This is a genomic window from Acidovorax sp. LjRoot117 (assembly GCF_964252695.1).
Taxonomy (GTDB): Bacteria; Pseudomonadota; Gammaproteobacteria; order Burkholderiales; family Burkholderiaceae_C; genus Acidovorax.
This window is the reverse complement of the sequence record NZ_CAXUPO020000003.1, coordinates 168,688-187,314: the sequence shown is the minus strand read 5'-3', so window position 1 is coordinate 187,314 and position 18,627 is coordinate 168,688. Positions and strand designations below refer to the sequence as shown.

21 protein-coding genes are annotated in these 18,627 nt (G+C 66.2%); 14 read left to right on the top strand and 7 right to left on the bottom strand.

Annotation, left to right across the window (positions count from 1 at the left end):
- Positions 1-60: 60 nt before the first annotated feature.
- A complete protein-coding gene (locus tag ACSQ3D_RS10480) occupies positions 61-342 on the bottom strand; it encodes an IPTL-CTERM sorting domain-containing protein (RefSeq protein ID WP_436126836.1) in 282 nt (93 codons plus the stop codon).
- A gap of 364 nt (positions 343-706) precedes the next feature.
- On the opposite strand from ACSQ3D_RS10480, the gene ACSQ3D_RS10475 reads away from it, so the two are divergent.
- Together ACSQ3D_RS10475 and coaD are read left to right on the top strand one after the other, a co-directional pair.
- Entirely contained in the window at positions 707-1,909 is a 1,203-nt protein-coding gene (locus ACSQ3D_RS10475) for a helix-turn-helix transcriptional regulator (RefSeq protein WP_235507216.1), read from the top strand.
- Between the two features lie 183 nt (positions 1,910-2,092).
- A complete protein-coding gene (coaD, locus tag ACSQ3D_RS10470) occupies positions 2,093-2,593 on the top strand; it encodes a pantetheine-phosphate adenylyltransferase (protein WP_056161593.1) in 501 nt (166 codons plus the stop codon).
- Between the two features lie 166 nt (positions 2,594-2,759).
- Here coaD and ACSQ3D_RS10465 read toward each other — a convergent pair whose 3' ends face one another.
- Entirely contained in the window at positions 2,760-3,716 is a 957-nt protein-coding gene (locus ACSQ3D_RS10465) for a LysR family transcriptional regulator (protein ID WP_436126835.1), read from the bottom strand.
- 111 nt (positions 3,717-3,827) lie between these two features.
- On the opposite strand from ACSQ3D_RS10465, the gene lysA reads away from it, so the two are divergent.
- Both lysA and ACSQ3D_RS10455 read left to right on the top strand, forming a co-directional pair.
- Positions 3,828-5,075 carry a diaminopimelate decarboxylase gene (gene lysA, locus ACSQ3D_RS10460; protein ID WP_436126834.1) on the top strand — a complete coding sequence of 416 codons (1,248 nt, stop codon included), beginning with the start codon at positions 3,828-3,830 and terminating at the stop codon, positions 5,073-5,075.
- Between the two features lie 477 nt (positions 5,076-5,552).
- A complete protein-coding gene (locus tag ACSQ3D_RS10455; RefSeq protein WP_396503814.1) occupies positions 5,553-6,242 on the top strand; it encodes an N-acyl amino acid synthase FeeM domain-containing protein in 690 nt (229 codons plus the stop codon).
- Between the two features lie 79 nt (positions 6,243-6,321).
- Here ACSQ3D_RS10455 and ACSQ3D_RS10450 read toward each other — a convergent pair whose 3' ends face one another.
- The 4 genes from ACSQ3D_RS10450 to ACSQ3D_RS10435 all read right to left on the bottom strand — a co-directional run bounded on the left by ACSQ3D_RS10450 (position 6,322) and on the right by ACSQ3D_RS10435 (position 8,875).
- Positions 6,322-7,335, bottom strand: a complete 1,014-nt coding sequence (locus ACSQ3D_RS10450; RefSeq protein ID WP_436126833.1) for an NAD(P)H-dependent glycerol-3-phosphate dehydrogenase — start codon at positions 7,333-7,335, stop codon at positions 6,322-6,324.
- A 221-nt stretch (positions 7,336-7,556) separates the two neighbouring features.
- Positions 7,557-8,015: a protein-export chaperone SecB gene (gene secB, locus ACSQ3D_RS10445; protein ID WP_056161602.1), complete on the bottom strand. Its 459-nt coding sequence runs from the start codon at positions 8,013-8,015 to the stop codon at positions 7,557-7,559.
- A 110-nt stretch (positions 8,016-8,125) separates the two neighbouring features.
- Positions 8,126-8,389 (bottom strand): glutaredoxin 3, encoded by a 264-nt coding sequence (grxC, locus tag ACSQ3D_RS10440; RefSeq protein ID WP_396503812.1) that lies wholly within the window; start codon positions 8,387-8,389, stop codon positions 8,126-8,128.
- 78 nt (positions 8,390-8,467) lie between these two features.
- Entirely contained in the window at positions 8,468-8,875 is a 408-nt protein-coding gene (locus tag ACSQ3D_RS10435; RefSeq protein WP_396503811.1) for a rhodanese-like domain-containing protein, read from the bottom strand.
- A 64-nt stretch (positions 8,876-8,939) separates the two neighbouring features.
- Here ACSQ3D_RS10435 and gpmA point away from each other — a divergent pair, with 64 nt between their 5' ends.
- The 4 genes from gpmA (at position 8,940) to ACSQ3D_RS10415 (ending at position 12,627) form a co-directional block, all read left to right on the top strand.
- Positions 8,940-9,683, top strand: a complete 744-nt coding sequence (gene gpmA / locus ACSQ3D_RS10430; RefSeq protein WP_436126832.1) for a 2,3-diphosphoglycerate-dependent phosphoglycerate mutase — start codon at positions 8,940-8,942, stop codon at positions 9,681-9,683.
- 122 nt (positions 9,684-9,805) lie between these two features.
- A complete protein-coding gene (locus ACSQ3D_RS10425) occupies positions 9,806-11,242 on the top strand; it encodes a S41 family peptidase (protein ID WP_056418052.1) in 1,437 nt (478 codons plus the stop codon).
- Positions 11,243-11,337: 95 nt separating this feature from the next.
- Positions 11,338-12,087, top strand: a complete 750-nt coding sequence (locus ACSQ3D_RS10420; RefSeq protein ID WP_436126831.1) for a HesA/MoeB/ThiF family protein — start codon at positions 11,338-11,340, stop codon at positions 12,085-12,087.
- Positions 12,088-12,201: 114 nt separating this feature from the next.
- A complete protein-coding gene (locus ACSQ3D_RS10415; RefSeq protein WP_056418372.1) occupies positions 12,202-12,627 on the top strand; it encodes a response regulator in 426 nt (141 codons plus the stop codon).
- A gap of 117 nt (positions 12,628-12,744) precedes the next feature.
- Here ACSQ3D_RS10415 and ACSQ3D_RS10410 read toward each other — a convergent pair whose 3' ends face one another.
- The gene (locus tag ACSQ3D_RS10410; RefSeq protein ID WP_056418058.1) at positions 12,745-13,377 is read right to left on the bottom strand and encodes a response regulator; all 633 of its coding nucleotides are present in this window, start codon (positions 13,375-13,377) and stop codon (positions 12,745-12,747) included.
- Positions 13,378-13,502: 125 nt separating this feature from the next.
- Between ACSQ3D_RS10410 and ACSQ3D_RS10405 the strand changes: the two genes are divergently transcribed.
- The 6 genes from ACSQ3D_RS10405 (at position 13,503) to ACSQ3D_RS10380 (ending at position 18,579) form a co-directional block, all read left to right on the top strand.
- Positions 13,503-14,966 (top strand): sensor histidine kinase, encoded by a 1,464-nt coding sequence (locus ACSQ3D_RS10405; RefSeq protein WP_436126830.1) that lies wholly within the window; start codon positions 13,503-13,505, stop codon positions 14,964-14,966.
- Positions 14,967-15,301: 335 nt separating this feature from the next.
- Positions 15,302-15,466, top strand: coding sequence for a DUF1328 domain-containing protein (locus ACSQ3D_RS10400; RefSeq protein WP_082485988.1), 165 nt, complete (start codon positions 15,302-15,304; stop codon positions 15,464-15,466).
- Positions 15,467-15,522: 56 nt separating this feature from the next.
- A complete protein-coding gene (locus tag ACSQ3D_RS10395; RefSeq protein ID WP_056418061.1) occupies positions 15,523-15,915 on the top strand; it encodes a hypothetical protein in 393 nt (130 codons plus the stop codon).
- A gap of 217 nt (positions 15,916-16,132) precedes the next feature.
- Positions 16,133-16,450, top strand: a complete 318-nt coding sequence (locus ACSQ3D_RS10390) for a BON domain-containing protein (protein ID WP_056161625.1) — start codon at positions 16,133-16,135, stop codon at positions 16,448-16,450.
- A 173-nt stretch (positions 16,451-16,623) separates the two neighbouring features.
- Positions 16,624-17,757, top strand: a complete 1,134-nt coding sequence (locus ACSQ3D_RS10385; protein ID WP_436126829.1) for a zinc-binding metallopeptidase family protein — start codon at positions 16,624-16,626, stop codon at positions 17,755-17,757.
- A gap of 75 nt (positions 17,758-17,832) precedes the next feature.
- The gene (locus tag ACSQ3D_RS10380; protein ID WP_436126828.1) at positions 17,833-18,579 is read left to right on the top strand and encodes an alpha/beta fold hydrolase; all 747 of its coding nucleotides are present in this window, start codon (positions 17,833-17,835) and stop codon (positions 18,577-18,579) included.
- Positions 18,580-18,627 lie beyond the last annotated feature (48 nt).

Sequence of the window (18,627 nt, the reverse complement as noted above, 5' to 3'; positions counted from 1 at the left end):
TGCTCCTTTTTTGATGGCTGCTGGCGCCTGCTGGGTGCGCGCCGGCAGGTGGGAATGACCTTAAATTCTCTTGTGGCGCAGCGCTCCCAGGCCCACGGCTGCGGCCACCAGCGCCATGACGATCAGCGCCCATTCGCTCAGCGTGGGGATGGCCGCCGTGCCAGCGGTGGGCGCTGCGGTGACCCGCAGATCGCAGGTGGCGGTGGGCGGGTTGGCCGGCCGAGGGCCTACCTGGTAGAGCCAGGTATTGGGCTGGAGCGGGTCGTCGGCAGGCGCAACTGCCCGCCACAGTTGCCGCTGACGGTGCCCCCCGCTGCGGAAGGCGGCGGCGTGACCGCGCAAACTTGCTGGCTGGAGGGAATGGGGTAGTCGGTACAGGTGATGGTGAACTGGCCTGCAGGCTGGCTGATCGGGTTGATGACGGCCCATTGCGCTTGCGCGGCAAGGGGCGCTGCCAGCGCAAGGCTGGCAAGGGCGAGGCGGAACAATGGGCGATGGAGGTTCATGGGCAGCTGGATGAAAAGTAACGGTCACACATGGCCGCAGCCCGGTTTGACTGCAGCTTGGCGGGACTGTAAAAACGCCTGTGTCCGCCGCCCATCCGCCAGGTGAACGAGTCGGTGCTGCGCCGCAACATCATTCATATGGACGATGACGCCTGCAGCGGATGTGCCTAGCATCCGCCCCTTTTCACAAGGACTTCCCCTTGCATCCTGCCTTGGGCAATCTGATGGGTTCGGTGGCCGACGGCGAGCGTTTCAGCGAGGCGCTGTCGGGCTACGCCGCGAGCTTTCGTGCCGACCTGCTGGGCGGTGCCTTCCTGGCCAGCGGGCTGGACCAACTGGCGCAATGGGGCGCGCAGTTTGCCGCGCATCCCGAGGTGGATTACTGGCTGCAGTCGCCGTCGAGCGACGGCGCTCCCGCGCTGCTGGCCATGGGCGTCACGCCCGAAGCCGCACAGCGCTACGCCACGCACTACCGGCTGAGCGACCCGCTTTGGGACGACGCCATGGCACGGCGTGCGCGCATGGGGCTGTCGGGTGTCTGGGTGGCCACCGATGCGCCGCTGGAGGCCACGCGGGGCTTTCGCCGCACCGAGATCTACAACGACTTCTTGCGGCAATACGGCATCGGCACGCGCATGTTCGGGGGCAGCCAGGGCGCGTCGAGCCCGGTGGGCAATCTGTTCATGTCGATGTTCCGCCAGGGCGACGACGAGGGCTTCTCGCGCGAGGAGGTGGCCCGCTTCGAGGCGGAATTCGCCACCGTGCAGCGCGCCGCCTACCTGCACCGAGAGATGGTGGCCCTGCGTGCGCGCACGCGCGGCATGGAGGCGCTGATGGAGCAGATGCCGATGGGCATCCTGTTCTTCGACACCGCTGGCCGGCTGCTGCACGCCAATGCCCGGGTGCGCGCGCTCTGGGCTGGGGCAGGGCAAGGCGGCTTGCTGCAGACGCTGCAGCGCGGCCCGCTCTTGGCAAGCACGGCCGACCCGACCCTGCGCGCACTGTTCGTGCAGTCGCTGCAGGGGCACAGTGGCTGTGTGGAGCTCGACGGCGGGCTGTTGCTGGTCGCGTTGTCGATCAGCGACCTGGCATCGCTCGGCATGCTGCAGCAGGCGCCGGGCGTGGCCTGGGTGGTGATGCAGCGCAGCCTGGGCTGCGAGGCGGCGGTGGCGCTGGCGCGCCAGGCGTATCGCCTGAGCCCGGCAGAGGCGGACCTGCTGCAGGCGCTGATGCGCGGGCAGACGCCGCAGGACTTTGCCGATGCACGCGGGGTGCGCATCACCACCGTGCGCACGCAGCTCAGTGCGCTTTTGTTCAAGACCCGCACGGTGCGCCAACAGGACCTGGTGGCGCTGGTGGCGCGCCTGATGCTGCTGGCGCCGGGTGGGCAGCCGCTGGCCTGAGCTGGCCTGACGTCACTGAGGCGCCGTCCTGTGGCGGTGGACAGGTGGGGGACCACAGAGCACCCGCCCCGTTTCATGTTGCACTGCACTGCATAATGCGCGCACGCGGCCCGGCAGGCCCCGGGAGCCCTGGCTTCCAGAGGCCGGGGCCAACGTCATTCGCCAGACAGGAGACAACCAGCCATGGCCCAGAACGTGCTCGCCGTATACCCCGGAACCTTCGACCCCATCACGCTGGGGCATGAAGACGTGGTGCGCAGGGCCACCCAGTTGTTCGAGCGCGTGATCGTCGCCGTGGCGGCGGGGCACCACAAGAAGACCCTGTTCTCGCTGGAAGAGCGCATCGACATGGTCCAGGAAGCCGTCAAGAACTACCCGCAGGTGCAGGTGGAAGCCTTTTCGGGCCTGCTGCGCGACTTCGTGGTGGCGCGCGGCGGCAAGGCCATGGTGCGCGGCCTGCGGGCGGTGACCGACTTCGACTACGAGTTCCAGCTCGCCGGCATGAACCGCAGCCTGATGCCGCAGGTCGAGACCGTGTTCCTCACGCCCAGCGACAAGTACCAGTTCATCAGCAGCACCTTCGTGCGCGAGATCGCGGTGCTGGGTGGTGAGGTGGTCAAATTCGTGTCGCCTTCCGTGCAGGAGCGCCTGGCGGTGAAGGTGCGCAGCCTCACGCCGCCCTGATTCAGGGGAAAAACGCCTATACCGCTTGCCTATAGTGGATTTTGTGCTATTTAAAGAATAGCAATGGGTTTTGGCCTGGTGAGAAAGACTGGGTGCCTGCGCGGGGCCACGCACGGCTTTGCATCGAGATTACGGGATTGCCGTTTTGCCGCGCTCGGGCCTGGCACTAGGCAATCCGCGCCCACTGCTTCTCAAGGACTTCGGCCTGCTGCCGGAGGGCGTCGAGCATGGGCTCCAGCTCGGGCTGCGGTGGTCGGTACAAAGGGCGCAGCGCCGTCACGCTGAACGGGATCGAAAACCCGAGCCGTCGCACCACCAGCCGGTCGCTCGCCTCGGCCAGGGCCGTCAGCGGGTTCACGATGGCCACGCCCAGGCCGTGCTGCACCATGGCGCAGACGGCGGCAGCGCTGTGGGTTTCCACGCGCTGGCTGCGGGTGATGCCTGCTTCGGCAAAGCGCGCATCGATCTGGCGGCGGTAGGGGTCGTCGGGTGAAAGGCTCACGAACGGCTGGCCGGCGAAATCCTGCAGCTGCAGGACCGCCTGGTGCGCCAGCGCATGGCCTGCGGGCAGCACGGCCACCTCATCCAGCGTGAGCAGCACTTCGGCGCTGGTGCCGGGCGGTGCGGCGGTCTGCTCGCACAGGCCCAGGTCGAAGCGCTGGGCGCTCATCCATTCCTCCAGCAGCGGTGATTCCTGCGGCGTGACCGCCAGTCGGGTATCCGGGTGGGTCTGCACCAGCTGCGCGGCCGCAGCGGGCAGCAGCGCATGGGCGAGTGCGGGCAGGCAGAGCACCGACAGTTGCACTGCGCCGTCGCGCCCCAGGGCGACTGCGCGGTCCACCACCCGCTCCAGCCCTTGCCAGGACCGCTGGACCTCGTCCCACAGCGCCAGCGCGCGGGCATTGGGGCGCAAGCGGCCCTGGGCACGTTCGAACAGCGCGTAGCCCAGCAAGGACTCCAGCCGCGCCAGTTCGCGGCTCACGGTGGGCTGGGAGCTGTGCAGCAGGTCGGCCGCACCCGTGGCACCGCCCGCCGTCATCACGGCGCGGAAGACTTCGATGTGTCGGTGGGAGATGCGGCTGGCCAGGGGCGGTGCAGGGGCGCTCTGGGTGGGGGAGGGCATGGTTGAGAGCATATCCATTATGAATGGGGTGTGCACATTTCGGTATTTGATGAAATGGGCAACGGTCGGCATCATTCCGGCTTTGACACAGCGCCTTCTGGAGACTTCTGCATGTCCAACCCTTTCTCGCCCGCCCAGCTGTGGGCCCTGGCCGACCAGTTCGGCACCCCCACCTGGGTGTATGACGCGGCCACCATCCGCCAGCGCATTGCGCAGGTGTCCAACTTCGAGACCGTGCGGTTTGCGCAGAAGGCGTGTTCCAACATCCACATCTTGAAGCTCATGCGCGAGCAGGGCGTGAAGGTGGATGCCGTCTCGCGCGGCGAGATCCTGCGGGCACTGGCCGCTGGCTATGTGGCGGGCGGCGAGTCGTCCGAGATCGTCTTCACCGCCGACCTGTTCGATGCCGCCACGCTCGACTGCGTGGTCGAGCACGGCGTGCCTGTGAATGCGGGCTCGATCGACATGCTGCACCAACTGGGCCGGCGCTCGCCAGGCCACGGCGTCTGGCTGCGCATCAACCCTGGCTTTGGCCACGGGCACAGCAACAAGACCAACACCGGCGGCGAGCACAGCAAGCACGGCATCTGGCACACCGACCTGCCCGCGGCGCTGGCTGCGATCGCCCAGCACGGCCTGAAGCTCGTGGGCCTGCACATGCACATCGGCTCCGGCGTAGACTACAGCCACCTGGCTGAAGTGTGCGGCGCCATGGTCAACCTGGTGCGCACCACGCACGCGACGGGGCACGACCTGCACGCCATTTCGGCTGGCGGCGGGCTGTCCATTCCGTACCGCAGTGGTGACCCGGTGGTGGACACCCAGCACTACCACGGCCTGTGGGACGCGGCGCGCCAGCAGGCCGAGGCGGTGGTGGGCCACAAGCTGGGGCTGGAGATCGAGCCGGGCCGTTTTCTGGTCGCTGAGTCCGGCGTGCTGATCGGCGAGGTGCGTGCCACCAAGAACGCGGGCAACAACCGCTTCGTGCTGGTCGATACGGGCTTCAACGAACTCATGCGCCCCTCGATGTACGGCAGCTTCCACGCCATGGAGCTGCTGCGCCGCGATGGCACCACCACCGGTGCATCGCAACCCACCGTGGTGGCGGGGCCGCTGTGCGAGTCGGGCGACGTGTTCACCCAGGGTGACGGCGGCGTGGTGCTGCCGCGCGACTTGCCTGCGGCGCAGGTGGGCGACCTGCTGGTGATCCACGACACCGGTGCCTATGGCGCATCGATGTCCTCCAACTACAACACGCGCCCCTTGATCGCCGAAGTGCTGGTGGACGGCGGCCAGGCCCGCTTGATTCGCCGCCGCCAGACGGTGGACGAATTGCTCGCGCTCGAACTGGGGCTTTGAGAGCAGTAGCGCGCGGCGGGCGCAGGGCCGACACCCGGTAGGCAGGGGACTACGCGCATGCGCAGTGGTGGCGCACATTCTGCTGCCGGGGTGGGCGATAAGGTGAACACATCTCAACACCTCACCCCTTCAAGGAGTTCACCATGCCCATCATTGCCTGGCTTCTCGGCGTCCCACTGTCTGTCGTACTGCTGCTCATGCTGTTCGGCGTGTTCTGACCCGTCACCCTCCAAGGTATGACGCCGCCCGGCGCTTGCAAAAGCGCCGGGCGGCGTTTTTTGTTGGCTCGCCGCATCATGCTCCGTGCGCCGCAGATGCCGCTGGCATACCGCAATGCGCCGTTCGTCGCACTATAAAACCCTGTCACGACAGGCGCCCCGCATCCCGCTAAGCTGGCAGTCTCAACACACACCAGGGACTTGGCTGTAGGCCCCGTGCATCGCTGTCGGCCGGTCCTCCAACACAGGGAAGCCGTCCATGCATGCCGAAGGACACACCATCGTCGAGCTCGCCTATCCGGGGGAGTACCTGAGCGTCCTGGGCGGCGTCGAGACCAAGACCTGCAAGATCCGCCTGTCGCGCAAAGGCCAGGGCCTGCTGGCCCGCATGTATGCCAGCCGGGGCTATCACATGCAGGCCACGCTGTCGCACGACAGCGACCTGAGCAGCATCGTGGTGCAGATCGACGGGCAGGCCCAGGGCACGTTGTCAGTCCACATGGACGACGGCCACCTGGGGGCCGAGGAGCAGTACCCCGAATACATCGAGGCCCTGCGCGCGCGCGGGGCCCGGATCTGCGAGATCGGCAAGCTGGCCATGGACCCCGGCGTGCGCTCCAAGCAGGTGCTGGGCGCGATCTTCCACATCGGTTGCATCGTGGCCTTTCGGGCACGGCGGGCGACCGACATCATCGTGGAGGTGAATCCGCGCCACGCGCCGTTCTACAAACGCATGCTGCGCTTCGACGAACTGGGGCCCGAACGCATCTGCCAGCGGGTGGGAGCCCCGGCGGTGCTGTTGCACATGAGTGCGGAGAAGGCGCGCCGGCTCATCGACCAGTTTGGCGGCCGGCCCAGCCTGTCCAAGGACGAGCGCAGCTTCTACCCGTATTTCTTTCATCCCGACGATGAAGAGGGCCTGCTGCTGCGGTTGTCGGTGGGTGGGTAGTCCAGCGTTCAGCGGTGCGTCAGTTTGCGCGGCGGGAACCCGGGCAGGGCCACGGGCACACCGGGCCCGGGGTCACCGATCAAATTTCGTCGCGGGGCCCGCGCCCCATCAGCTGCGCCACCGCTTCGGCAGGCTGGACCTCACCATCGAGCAGCGCCACGGCAGCCTGCGCGATCGGCATGTCCACCCCCAGAGCCTGCGCCCGCTGCACCACGGTGCGGGCGCTGTAGACCCCCTCCGCCACGTGCCCCAATGACTCCACGGCCTGGGCCAGGCTGTGGCCTTGCGCCATCAGCATGCCCACGCGCCGGTTGCGCGACAGGTCCCCGGTGGCGGTGAGCACGAGGTCGCCCAGGCCCGACAGGCCCATGAAGGTGTCGGGGCGCGCACCCAGCGCCAGGCCCAGGCGTGTCATCTCTGCCAGGCCGCGGGTGATGAGCGCCGCGCGGGCATTGAGCCCCAGCGCCAGGCCGTCGCACAGGCCGGTGGCAATGGCCAGCACGTTCTTCACGGCGCCGCCCACTTCCACGCCCACGATGTCTTCGTTGGCGTACACGCGCACGCTCTTGCTGTGAAACGCCGCCACCAGCGCGTCGCGCACGGCGGCGTGGCTGCTGGCGGCGACCAGCGCCGTGGGCTGGCCCAGCGCCACTTCCTGCGCAAAACTGGGGCCGCTGAAGACGCCTGCTATTAAATCAGGAGCTACCAGCGCCTGTACCTCATGCGCCAGCAGCCCGAAACCCTGTACATCCGCACCCGGGGCCACCGCCTCGAAGCCCTTGCACAGCCAGGCCACCGGTGCGGTACAGCCGCGCAACGACACCAGCATGCCACGCAGGGCGGCCATGGGCGTGGCAACGATGACCAGGTCGGCACCGGGCAGCAGGGCGGCAAAGTCGCCGTCGGCCAAGGTGAGGGAAGGGGGAAAGGCGATGTCGGGCAGGTAACGCGCGTTCCGCCCCTGGCTGCGCATCTGCTGCGCCTGGGCCGTGTCACGGGCCCAGAGGGTGACGGCATGCCCGGCCGGGTGCTGGGCCGCGCTCATGGCGACGGCCGAACCCCAGGCGCCAGCGCCCAATACTATGATTTTCATAGCTGCTTGCGCTTGTCAGGTAAGCGCTGGAGTCCCAAAAGATTGTGAATTCAATCGTCCCTGATGCTGCATCTCGCCCTCAGCCCACCGGACAGCACTGTCCGGGCGAGGCCGCCGCGGAACTGGCTTGGGCAGACCCCCGGCTGCGTCCCCATCCCGTGCGCGCAGCGCGACGAGACAGGGGAAAGGAAGGCGCGATGCGGCCCAGGGGCCGCGTTGCATCACTGCGTGATGATCGGCGAAGGCTGGCCGGCGGCCTGGGCCTGCTGCTGTTCGTACATGGCCTGGAAGTTGATTTCTGCCAGGTGCACGGGCGGGAAGCCGGCGCGGTTGATCAGGTCGGCCACGTTGCCGCGCAGGTAGGGGTACACGATCTGGGGGCAGGCGATGCCCATGATGGGGCCCATCTGGTCTTCGGGAATGTTGCGGATCTCGAAGATGCCGGCTTGCTTGGCTTCGACCAGGAACACGGTCTTGTCCTTGATCTTGGTCTGCACCGTGGCGGTCACCGCGACTTCAAAGATGCCTTCGGCCACAGGGGTGGCTTCCACGCCGAGCTGGATGTCCACGCTGGGCTGCTCCTGTTCGAGCAGGATGCCGGGGGAGTTGGGTTGCTCCAGCGACAGGTCCTTGAGGTAGACGCGCTGAATCTGGAAGACGGGGTTTTCTTGATCGGCCATGGTGGATAGTCTCTTTGCTCTAACGGAATTTTCAGCAAAACAAAACCCGCCGGGGGACAACTCCCGCAGCGGGCACATGGGGCAGCATTATGCAGCCGCCCGGGGTGGGGTCAGGCCGTGGCGCCCAGCAGGGGCATGAGCTCGCCGCGGCCGTCCAGGGCCACCAGGTCGTCGTGGCCGCCCACGTGCGTCGTGCCGATGAAGATCTGGGGCACGGTGCGGCGCCCGGTGATCTCCATCATGTGGTTGCGCGCCGCGGGGTCGGTGTCGATGCGGATCTCCTCGATCTGCTCGACGCCCTTGGACTTGAGGATCTGCTTGGCCCGGATGCAGTAGGGGCAGACAGCGGTGGTGTACATCTTCACGGGTTGCATGGCGATCCTTCCTTTTCTTTCCTGTGGGGCAACAAAACGGGTTGCCAGCCTATCGCGATGGGAATAGCTGGGGGCGAATCAGGCTTTTTCCACAGGCAGGCTGGCTTCACGCCAGGCCTTGAGGCCGCCGGCCAGGGCCTGGGCGTTCTCGTAGCCCAGCTTCTTGGCGATGCCCACCGCACGGTTGGCGCGGGCGCCGCTCGCGCACACCAGCACCAGCGGCAAGGCCTTGTTCTTCACGACCGTGGGCAGGCGCTCTTCGAGCTGGCCCAGGGGCACGTTCTTGGCGCCGTTCACGTGGCCGGCGGCGAATTCCTCGGTCTCGCACACGTCGATGACGACGGCTTTTTCACGGTTGATGAGCTGCACGGCCCCGGCCGGGGTCAGCGAGCCGCCACTGGCGCTTTTGAGGACCGGCCACAGCAACATGCCGCCCGAAGCCAGTGCAACAAAGATCAGATACCAGTTGTCGATAATGAATTTCACGAAGATTCCTTGGGTTGGCGAACGGCGTAATTTTAGAATGCTCAGTTTTGACCTTAGGGAAGCCATGTACAAACTCGTCCTGATCCGCCACGGCGAATCCACCTGGAACCTTGAAAACCGCTTCACCGGTTGGACCGATGTGGACCTCACGCCGACCGGCGTGTCGCAGGCCATGTCCGCCGGCAAGCTGCTCAAGGCAGAAGGTTACGAGTTCGACCTGGCCTTCACCAGCGTGCTCAAGCGCGCCATCCATACGCTGTGGTACACGCTCGACGAGATGGACTCCACCTGGCTGCCCGTGGTGAAGGACTGGCGCCTGAACGAGCGCCACTACGGCGCCCTGCAGGGCCTGAACAAGGCCGACATGGCCAAGCAATACGGCGATGCGCAGGTGCTGGTCTGGCGCCGCAGCTACGACACGCCCCCGCCAGCCCTGGAAGCGACCGACGCCCGCAGCGAGCGCAGCGACCGCCGCTACGCCAACCTGGCCGAAGGCAACGTGCCCCTGACCGAATGCCTCAAGGACACCGTGGAGCGCGTGCTGCCGTTCTGGAACGACGCCATGGCCCCGGCCATCCGTTCGGGCAAGCGTGTGGTGGTGGCAGCCCACGGCAACTCCATCCGCGCGCTGGTGAAGTACCTGGACGGCGTCTCCGACTCGGACATCGTGGGCCTGAACATTCCCAACGGAATTCCACTGGTATACGAACTGGACGCCGACCTCAAGCCCATCCGTCACTACTATCTGGGTGACGCCGAAGCGGCGGCGAAGGCTGCAGCGGCCGTGGCATCGCAAGGCAAGGCGTAAAAGTCGCGTAAAGACGGGGAAAACCAGCCAAATCCCCCGTCAGAACGAGCGCCCGAGCGGAACTGCGGCGGGTTCTACCCCTCCAAGGTGTATATTGATTTCGAAGCGGTAAAAGGTGCTCTATGGGCCAGAAACTCAAAATTGCGGGATGGGTGTCGGTAGGTGTGGTGGCGGGTGCGCTCACCACCGTGTCGCTGCAGACAGTGGCGCGCGGGGCGATGACGCCGCTGCCGCTGGAGGAAATCCAGCAGTTGTCGGCGGTTTTCGGGCTCGTGAAGACCGATTACGTCGAACCTGTGGATGACAAGAAGCTCATCACCGACGCCATCTCGGGCATGGTGTCGAGCCTGGATCCGCACTCCCAGTACTTCGACAAGAAGTCCTTCAAGGAATTCCGCGAGGGCACCTCCGGCCGCTTCGTGGGCGTGGGCATCGAGATCACCCAGGAAGACGGGCTCATCAAGGTGGTCTCCCCCATCGAAGGCTCTCCCGCTTTCCGCGCAGGCCTCAAGACCAACGACCTGATCACCAAGATCGACGAAACCGCGGTCAAGGGCCTGTCGCTCAACGACGCCGTCAAGCGCATGCGCGGCGAGCCCAACACCAAGGTCACGCTGACCATCTTCCGCAAGGACGAGAACCGCTCCTTCCCCGTGAACATCACGCGGGAAGAGATCAAGACCCAGTCCGTCAAGGGCAAGGTCGTGGAGCCCGGTTACGCCTGGATCCGCCTGTCGCAGTTCCAGGAGCGCACGGTCGATGACTTCGTGCGCAAGGTGGAAGAGGTCTACAAGCAGGAGCCCAACCTCAAGGGCCTGGTGCTCGACCTGCGCAATGACCCCGGTGGCCTGCTCGATGCGGCCGTCGCCATCTCGGCCGCATTCCTGCCCGAGAACGTCACGGTGGTCAGTACCAACGGCCAGCTGGCCGATAGCAAGGCCACGTACAAGGCCTCGCCGGACTTCTATCAGCGCCGTGGCGGCGGCGACCCGCTGCGCCGCCTGCCGGCCGCGCTCAAGTCGGTGCCGCTGGTGGTGCTGGTGAACGAAGGCTCGGCCTCGGCCAGCGAAATCGTGGCCGGTGCGTTGCAAGACCACAAGCGTGCCACCGTGATGGGCAGCCAGACCTTCGGCAAGGGCTCGGTGCAGACCGTGCGTCCGCTGGGGCCCGACACCGGCATCAAGCTGACCACAGCGCGCTACTACACCCCGAGCGGCAAGTCGATCCAGGCCAAGGGCATCGTGCCCGACGTGATGATCGACGAGTCGGAAGAGGGCAACATCTTTGCCGCCCTGCGCATGCGCGAGGCCGACCTGGACAAGCACTTGAACAGCGGCCAGGGCGAAGAGAAGAAGGACGAGGCCCGTGAAAAGGCCCGCGAGGATGCCCGCAAGCGCCTGGAAGAAGAAGCCAAGAAGCCCGCTGCGGACCGCAAGATCCCCGAGTTCGGTTCGGACAAGGACTTCCAGCTCGTGCAGGCGCTCAACCAGCTCAAGGGCCGTGCGGTGCTGGTCAGCAAGACGCAGACCGAACGCAAGGAAGAAAAGAAAGAGAATTGAGCTTTCGCTTCTGAGCCCTGAAAGCCGGATTCCTGCGGAATCCGGCTTTTTGCTTTTGCGCCACCGATTGTGTTTTCCAGCCTGAGATTGCCCCCATGACCGACGACCAGCTCCTGCGGTACTCCCGCCACATCCTGCTCGATGACATCGGTATCGAAGGGCAGGAGCGGCTGCTGGCAGCGCATGCGGTCGTCATCGGCGCGGGGGGGCTGGGCTCGCCCGCAGCCCTGTACCTGGCCTCGGCAGGCGTCGGGCACATCACGCTCGTGGACGACGATGTGGTCGACCTGACCAACCTGCAGCGGCAGATCGCGCACACCACGGAGCGGGTGGGGCAGGCCAAGGTGACGTCCGCGGCAGCGGCCATGGCGGCCATCAACCCCGAGGTGAAGGTCACTGCGCTCAAGACGCGGGTCGATGACCAGGCGCTCGACGTGCTGGTGCGCGATGCCACGGTGGTGCTCGACTGCTGCGACAACTACACCACCCGCCACGCGGTCAACCGGGCGTGCGTGCGCCATGGCAAGCCCCTGGTGGCGGGGGCGGCGATCCGCTTTGATGCGCAGATCACCGTGGTCGACCCGCGCGACGCCGCCTGCCCGTGCTACGCCTGCATCTTTGCGCCGCAGGCCCAGTTCGAGGAAGTGCGTTGCTCCACCATGGGCGTGTTTGCGCCGCTGGTGGGCATCGTGGGCGCCATGCAGGCGGCCGAGGCCCTGAAGCTGGTGGCCGGCGTGGGCACGTCTTTAGCGGGCCGGCTCTTGATGCTGGATGGTCGCACCATGGAATGGAGCACGATGCATGTGCCGCGCGCCCCTGATTGCGCAGTATGTGTTGCGCGGTAGGAATGTTCCTACAGGCCTCGCGTCCGGCCGCTGGCAGAATCCCAAGTCATGAGCATCTAAATTTGAGGCTCGACCAACGTCAACCCGGCGTTGCTCGTGAAACTGGATACTCCTGTGAAACTGCGCACCTACATTGTTGAAGACAACGCGACCATTCGTGAGAACCTGATCGGAACCCTCGAAGAGTTGGCGTCGGTAGAGGCCGTGGGGGTTGCAGAAACGGAAGATGAAGGCAAGAACTGGCTGTCCGCCAATGCCGGCATGTGGGACCTGGCCATCGTGGACCTGTTTCTGCGCCAGGGCAGCGGGCTGGGAGTGCTGGCGGCCTGCCGCACGCGCCGGCCGGGCCAGAAGATGGTAGTGCTGAGCAACTATGCCACCCCCGATGTCCGCATGCGTTGTGCGCAACTGGGTGTGGATGCCGTGTTCGACAAATCCAATGAAATCGACGCGCTGGTGGACTACTGTGTCCAGCACAGCACAGCCCCCGCCGTCTTGGAATCTGGCCAGCCCTTGGCGGCGCCTGGTCAGCCCTTGTGATCCCTCGCAGCCTCCCCGTCGCATGCGGGAGGCTCGTTTTTTACCCGTGTGTGTGGTGCGACAGCCATGGCCGGCCCTGTCCGGCCGGTCCGGACTAGAGGCCGTTGGCACAGCATGTCAGTCGATCAGGCGATTCTTGAGCGCGTAGTACGTCAGGTCGCTGTTGGACGACAGGCTCATCTTTTCCATCAGCCGTGTGCGGTAGGTGCTCACGGTCTTCACGCTGAGCGACAGGGCCTTGGCGATATCGCCCGCCGTCTCGCCCTTGGCCAGCTTCAGGAACACCTGGAACTCACGCTCCGACAGCTGCTCGTGCGGTGGTGCGTCGTCCTTGCGGTTGAGCTGCTGCGCCAGCAGCTCGGCCACGGCGGGCGTGAGGTAGCGGCGGCCCAATGCAATGGTGCGGATCGCTTCCACGATCTCCGCAGGCTCGCATTCCTTGTTGAGGTAGCCGCTGGCGCCCTGGCGGATCAGGTTGATCGCGTAGTGCTCTTCGGGGTAGCCGCTCAGGATGAGGATCCCCATGTCGGGGGCCTTGGCGCGCAGCATGGCGAGGGCGTCCAGGCCGCTTTGGCCGGGCATGGACAGGTCCATCAGCAGGACATCGATTTCCTTGTTGCGCACGAGATCGATGGCTTCGCGGCCATTGGAGGCCTCACCTTCGACCCGCAGGTCTACATGCTCCGACAGAAACTGCCGCAGGCCGGAGCGAACAATCGCGTGGTCATCCACAATACCAATCTTGATCATCGATCTTTCTTTCACAGGGCGGGGTGCCGCACCCGATGCTTGTTGGTTGCACAGGTTCTCCAGCCTCATGCTGCGCAATGGCAACATGACGCCCGGGTCACCGGACATTATCCAGAATAACGCGTATGAGCCTCAAAGAAAACACCCGTCGATGGTTACCCAAGGTCCGGAGGATGGCGATCAGCCTGCCAATGGCCCTGCTGGCAGCCATGGTGCTGGTGGGTATCAACGAGACCGGGCACATGCGGTCGCAGGACGCCGTGGCGCAGATGGCGCATGGCCAGGATACGCGCAAGGCCGTCAATTCGCTGCTGCAGAGCATGCTGGACGCGGAGACCGGCCAGCGCGGCTACCTGCTCACCGGCAATGAAGCTTACCTGGAGCCGTACGACAAGGCTGTCGCCACGGTGCAGACCAATCTGGACGGGCTGCGCCAGCAGTTCATGGATGCCCCCGACGACATGCAGGAATTCGCGCTGCTGTCGCGGCAGATCTCGCGCAAGCTCGCCGAGATGGAGCTCAGCCTGCGGCTGCGCCGCCAGGGCAACGACGACGCCTGGAAGTTCATCCTGCACACCGACCTGGGCAAGGAGCACATGGAGGCGATCCGCAAGCACTCGCAGGAGTTGATCGCCCGCAGCGACCGCTATGTGCAGCAGGGGCAGCAGCAGGTGGAGCAGTCCCTCATGCTCTCGCGCATCGGCATTGCCACCGTGACGGCCATCGGCCTGCTGGCGTTCTACATGTACCTGCGCCAGACGCAGGCCGTGCAGCAGGTGAGCCAGCGCGAGCAGGCGCTGCTTGAGCGCGAGCGCGACCGGCTCGAAGGCCTGGTGAAGGAGCGTACGGCCACGCTGTCCGAACTGGCGAACCACCTGCAGCAGGTGCGCGAGGAAGAGCGCGCCCACCTGGCGCGCGAACTGCACGACGAACTGGGTGCGCTGCTGACGGCGGCCAAGCTCGATGTGGCACGGCTCAAGTCCAAGATCGACGCCACCGCGCCGGATGTCTCGGAACGGCTCAAGCACCTGACCGAGACGCTCAACAGTGGCATCGCGCTCAAGCGCCGCATCATCGAAGACCTGCGGCCTTCCTCGCTGTCCAACCTGGGGCTGACTGCGGCCATCGAAATCCTCACGCGCGAATATGCCGAGCGCGCCGCCATCGAGGTCGAGACCAGCCTCGAATCCGTGCAGCTGCCCGATGCCTCCCAACTCACCGTGTACCGCATGGTGCAGGAGGCCCTCACCAACATCGGCAAGTACGCCAAGGCCGACAAGGTGCTGGTGTCGGTGCACGCCTATCCCACGCATGTCTCGGTGCAGGTGCGCGACAACGGCCAGGGCTTCGACCCCAGCAGCGTGCGGCCCACCTCGCACGGGCTGTCCGGCATGCGCCACCGGGTGGAGGCTGCCGGCGGCCGCCTGTCGATCACCTCGCGGCCGGGTAACGGCACGCTGGTATCTGCGGTCCTGCCCTTGAAGCGCGAAGAGGGCGACGAGTCCTCTCAGCAAGACAACGCGACCCAGACCGCTCAAGCCACGTCAGCGACTGTGGCTGCGGCGCCCGTTTCTTCCTCGACCTTCTGAGCCGGTGCGCCACGGGCGCGCCGATCCACGGCGGGCTTGCAGGTACACGGCACCTGCGCCGGTGCGCGCTGCGTCATCGCAGCGCCTCTTTCCCTTGGTGACCTTTGCTGCGCTCTGGGGCCAGAGCGCATGGCGCTGCGCCCGCAGTCGCGCAGTCAATTCGCCATCTACACGGCGCCGTCCTACACGGCCCGCGCGGTGCCGCCGACACGGGGGCGCGCCGGGCACCGGCATCGGCCAGCCTGGTTCATCCATACAGTTGACCCCAGGCGCTGAAGTTCTCGTGCCAACCGACCGACCAGCCGGCCAGCCCGGCCCCTCACAAGGAGAAGGAAATGTTGCACTACGCAGTTGTTTTTCTGGTGATCGCGCTGATCGCGGCACTGTTCGGCTTTGGCGGCATCGCTGCTGGCGCCGTGGGCATTGCCAAGATCCTGTTCTTCGTGTTCGTGATCATGGCCGTTGTGACCTTTGTCCTGGGGCTGCTGCGAAAGGGCTGACGCCCGCCGGCAACCCGACCGCACACCAGCATCCCCATTTACCAGGAGTTTGAACAATGAGCATCCAGACCGCCACCGATAAAGTCGCCGACAACGCCCGCCACCTGGCTGACGACGTTCTGCAAAGCGCCCAAGACGCCGTGACATCCACCCGCAAGGCCGCCGACAAGTCGCTCGAAAAAGCCGAAGAAGGCGTGCGTAGCCTGCGCGAGCAGACCGACCCCGTCATCGACGACCTGGCAGCCCGCGCCCAGGAACTGGCCAGCCGCGGTATCGACTACTGCGCAGAAACCAGTGCCCGTGCCCGCCGCCAGATGCAGCAAGCTGCTGAGGCCACCACGCGTTACGTGGCCGAAGAGCCCGCCAAGTCGCTGGTGATTGCCGCCGCATCGGGCGCCGCTTTGGCCACCCTGCTGCTGTGGGCCTCGCGCCGCCGCCCAGCGTACTAACTCAAAATCAAATCGTGCGAGTTGCTCCACGCCGCCTGACCCGCAGGTCCTCTGGCTCACCAAGACGCTGAAGGACACGCAACCCAGGTGACAGGGCAACCCCCAGACACTTCATCGATCCCCCACAGTCCGCTGGCCGCGGAGGGTGCAACAGGCCGGCAGACTGAGATAACTCCAGCACCCGCGTTCCCAACCATTTTTCAACAAGGACAACATCATGAAATACGCACGTGCCCTCGCTTTCGCCGCAGTAGCTGGCATCACCATCGTCACGGCCACGGGCTGCTCGGTGGCTCGCGACCAGCAAACTATGGGTTCCTACGTTGATGATGCAGGCATCACCACGGCTGTGAAGGCCAAGATGGCTGAAGACAAGAGCGTGTCCGCTACCTCCATCAGCGTGGAAACGCTGAACGGTACGGTGCAGCTGTCTGGCTTTGCCAAGTCGCAAACCGAAAAGAACCAGGCTGAAGCCATTGCCCGCAACACCAAGCATGTGCGCGAAGTGCGCAACAGCATCGTTGTCCGTCCCTGAGCGGAACGCTTGACCCCAGGGTGACGGCCATTCAGGCCGTCGCCCGCCGGGACGAGAACTGAGCAGGCTCCAGGGTCCCCTGGAGCCTGCTCTTTTTCATTGACATACGTTGTTTTCCTCTTTGACACGCACACCGTGTGCCGAAGAGCGCACCAGGGTTTAAGCTCACCACCATGCGCGTATTCAATTGCGACCATTGCGGTCACCTGGTTTTCTTCGATAGCGTGCAGTGCCTGAACTGCGGGAGCACGCTGGCGTTTCTGCCCGACCAGATGACATTGGCTGCGCTGACGCCCGCTCCGCAGGACGGTGATGGGCTGTGGCGGCGCAGGAGCCAGGAGGGCAGCACGCAGCACACCGGGCGCCTGTACCGCATGTGCCGCAACCATACCGAATACCAGGCGTGCAATTTCGCCATCCCGGCCAATGACTTTGCCGACCTGTGCGCGTCGTGCCGGCAAACCCGGTTTCTGCCCGACCTGTCGGCTTACGCCAACATGCGGCGCTGGAAGCAGATCGAAGGCGCCAAGCGCCAGCTGTTCTACACGCTGGCGCGGCTGGGGCTGGAGCCCGTGCCGGGCCGGGCGGGGCCGGTGTTCGAGTTCCTGGCAGACATGCCGGGCGGGCCGCCCATCCTCACCGGGCACCTGGGCGGCATCATCACGCTCAACATCGCAGAGGCCGACGACGATGAGCGGGCGCGCCGGCGCATCGCGCTGGGCGAGCCGTACCGCACGCTGATCGGGCACCTGCGCCACGAATCCGGCCACTTCTACTGGGACCAGCTGGTGCGCGACGGAGGCCTGCTGGAGTCGTTCCGTGACCTTTTCGGCGACGAGCGCCAGGATTACTCCGCCGCGCTCGATGCCCACTACGCCAAGCAGGGCGAGTTGGGCGACTGGGCCACGCGCCACGTCAGCGCCTACGCGGCCTCGCACCCGTGGGAAGACTGGGCCGAAACCTGGGCGCACTACCTGCACATGATCGACCTGCTGGAGACCGCCGCCAGTTACTCGGCCGGCGTCACCGTGCCCGACCCGCGCGGCAGTGTGCGCCACCATGTCACCGACCCGTTTGCGATGCCGCGCCCCGGGTTCCAGGACATGGTGCGCCAGTGGGTGCCGCTCACGCTCATGCTCAACAGCCTGAGCCGCAGCCTGGGCCAGCACGACGCCTATCCGTTTGCGCTGTCGGCGGGCGCCATGCGCAAGCTGCGGTTCGTGCACGACCTGGTGCGGGCGCAGACCCAGGCCGGCGGCCGGCCGGATGCAGGCGTGCCAGACCCCGGCGTGCCCACAGCCATCTGAGATCGCCCCCGGCCGGCGGACGGCCTCCCGCGCCGCGGCCAGCAGCCCGGCGCGATCCTTGCGACACTGGCGGACATGACGACATCTTCATCCCACGCCACCACGCTCCCCCGATTGGTCTTCATCCCGGGCCTCGCGGCCGATGCCGCCATGTGGCAGGCCCAACTGGCCGCCATGCCTGCCGACCTGCACCCGGTGGTGACCACCGCCCATGCCCAGCCTTCAGCGCTGCGCATCGAGGACATGGCTGCGCAGGTGCTGGCGTTCCATGTCGGCCCCTTGCTGCTGTGCGGCGCCTCGATGGGCGGCATGGTCGCGATGGAAGCGGCGCGCCAGGCGCCCGGGCGCGTGGCTGGCCTGGCCTTGCTGGGCACTTCGGCCCGGCCTGAAGCCCCCGAGATGCGCGCCCTGCGCGAGGCCGCGATGGAGCTGTTCGCGCAGGGCCGGGTGCGCGAGGTGATCGAGCCCAATGTCGCGTTCGCCTTCCACCCCGCCAGCGCCGCCAAGCCCCACTTGGTGCAGGCCTACCTCGACTTCGTCCTGCGCGCCGGCGCCGAGCAGCTGGTGCGACAAAACCGCGCCGTCATCCACCGGCCCGACGCCCGGCTGCACCTGCCCCGCATCGCCTGCCCCACGCTGGTGGTGTGCGGCGATGCGGACCAGCTCACGCCGCCCGAATGCTCGGCCGAGATCGCTGCCCTGGTCCCGGGCGCTGAGCATGAGGTGCTGGCCGAGTGTGGTCACATGCTGACCATGGAGCAGCCCGACGCCGTCAACCGCGCGTTGCTGGGGTGGCTGGCGCGGGGCGGGTGGGCTCGGTAGACATTGAATCAAAACAGCCTCTGCCGCTCATCTGGCAAGCGCTAGCTG

Bases quoted from the DNA above. Each gene is read 5' to 3' on its own strand.
- coaD (WP_056161593.1), top strand. From the start codon at position 2,093: ATGGCCCAGAACGTGCTCGCCGTATACCCCGGAACCTTCGACCCCATC.
- ACSQ3D_RS10465 (WP_436126835.1), bottom strand. From the start codon at position 3,716: ATGCCCTCCCCCACCCAGAGCGCCCCTGCACCGCCCCTGGCCAGCCGC.
- lysA (WP_436126834.1), top strand. From the start codon at position 3,828: ATGTCCAACCCTTTCTCGCCCGCCCAGCTGTGGGCCCTGGCCGACCAG.
- ACSQ3D_RS10455 (WP_396503814.1), top strand. From the start codon at position 5,553: ATGCATGCCGAAGGACACACCATCGTCGAGCTCGCCTATCCGGGGGAG.
- ACSQ3D_RS10450 (WP_436126833.1), bottom strand. From the start codon at position 7,335: ATGAAAATCATAGTATTGGGCGCTGGCGCCTGGGGTTCGGCCGTCGCC.
- secB (WP_056161602.1), bottom strand. From the start codon at position 8,015: ATGGCCGATCAAGAAAACCCCGTCTTCCAGATTCAGCGCGTCTACCTC.
- grxC (WP_396503812.1), bottom strand. From the start codon at position 8,389: ATGCAACCCGTGAAGATGTACACCACCGCTGTCTGCCCCTACTGCATC.
- gpmA (WP_436126832.1), top strand. From the start codon at position 8,940: ATGTACAAACTCGTCCTGATCCGCCACGGCGAATCCACCTGGAACCTT.
- ACSQ3D_RS10425 (WP_056418052.1), top strand. From the start codon at position 9,806: ATGGGCCAGAAACTCAAAATTGCGGGATGGGTGTCGGTAGGTGTGGTG.
- ACSQ3D_RS10420 (WP_436126831.1), top strand. From the start codon at position 11,338: ATGACCGACGACCAGCTCCTGCGGTACTCCCGCCACATCCTGCTCGAT.
- ACSQ3D_RS10410 (WP_056418058.1), bottom strand. From the start codon at position 13,377: ATGATCAAGATTGGTATTGTGGATGACCACGCGATTGTTCGCTCCGGC.
- ACSQ3D_RS10405 (WP_436126830.1), top strand. From the start codon at position 13,503: ATGAGCCTCAAAGAAAACACCCGTCGATGGTTACCCAAGGTCCGGAGG.
- ACSQ3D_RS10400 (WP_082485988.1), top strand. From the start codon at position 15,302: ATGTTGCACTACGCAGTTGTTTTTCTGGTGATCGCGCTGATCGCGGCA.
- ACSQ3D_RS10395 (WP_056418061.1), top strand. From the start codon at position 15,523: ATGAGCATCCAGACCGCCACCGATAAAGTCGCCGACAACGCCCGCCAC.
- ACSQ3D_RS10390 (WP_056161625.1), top strand. From the start codon at position 16,133: ATGAAATACGCACGTGCCCTCGCTTTCGCCGCAGTAGCTGGCATCACC.
- ACSQ3D_RS10385 (WP_436126829.1), top strand. From the start codon at position 16,624: ATGCGCGTATTCAATTGCGACCATTGCGGTCACCTGGTTTTCTTCGAT.
- ACSQ3D_RS10380 (WP_436126828.1), top strand. From the start codon at position 17,833: ATGACGACATCTTCATCCCACGCCACCACGCTCCCCCGATTGGTCTTC.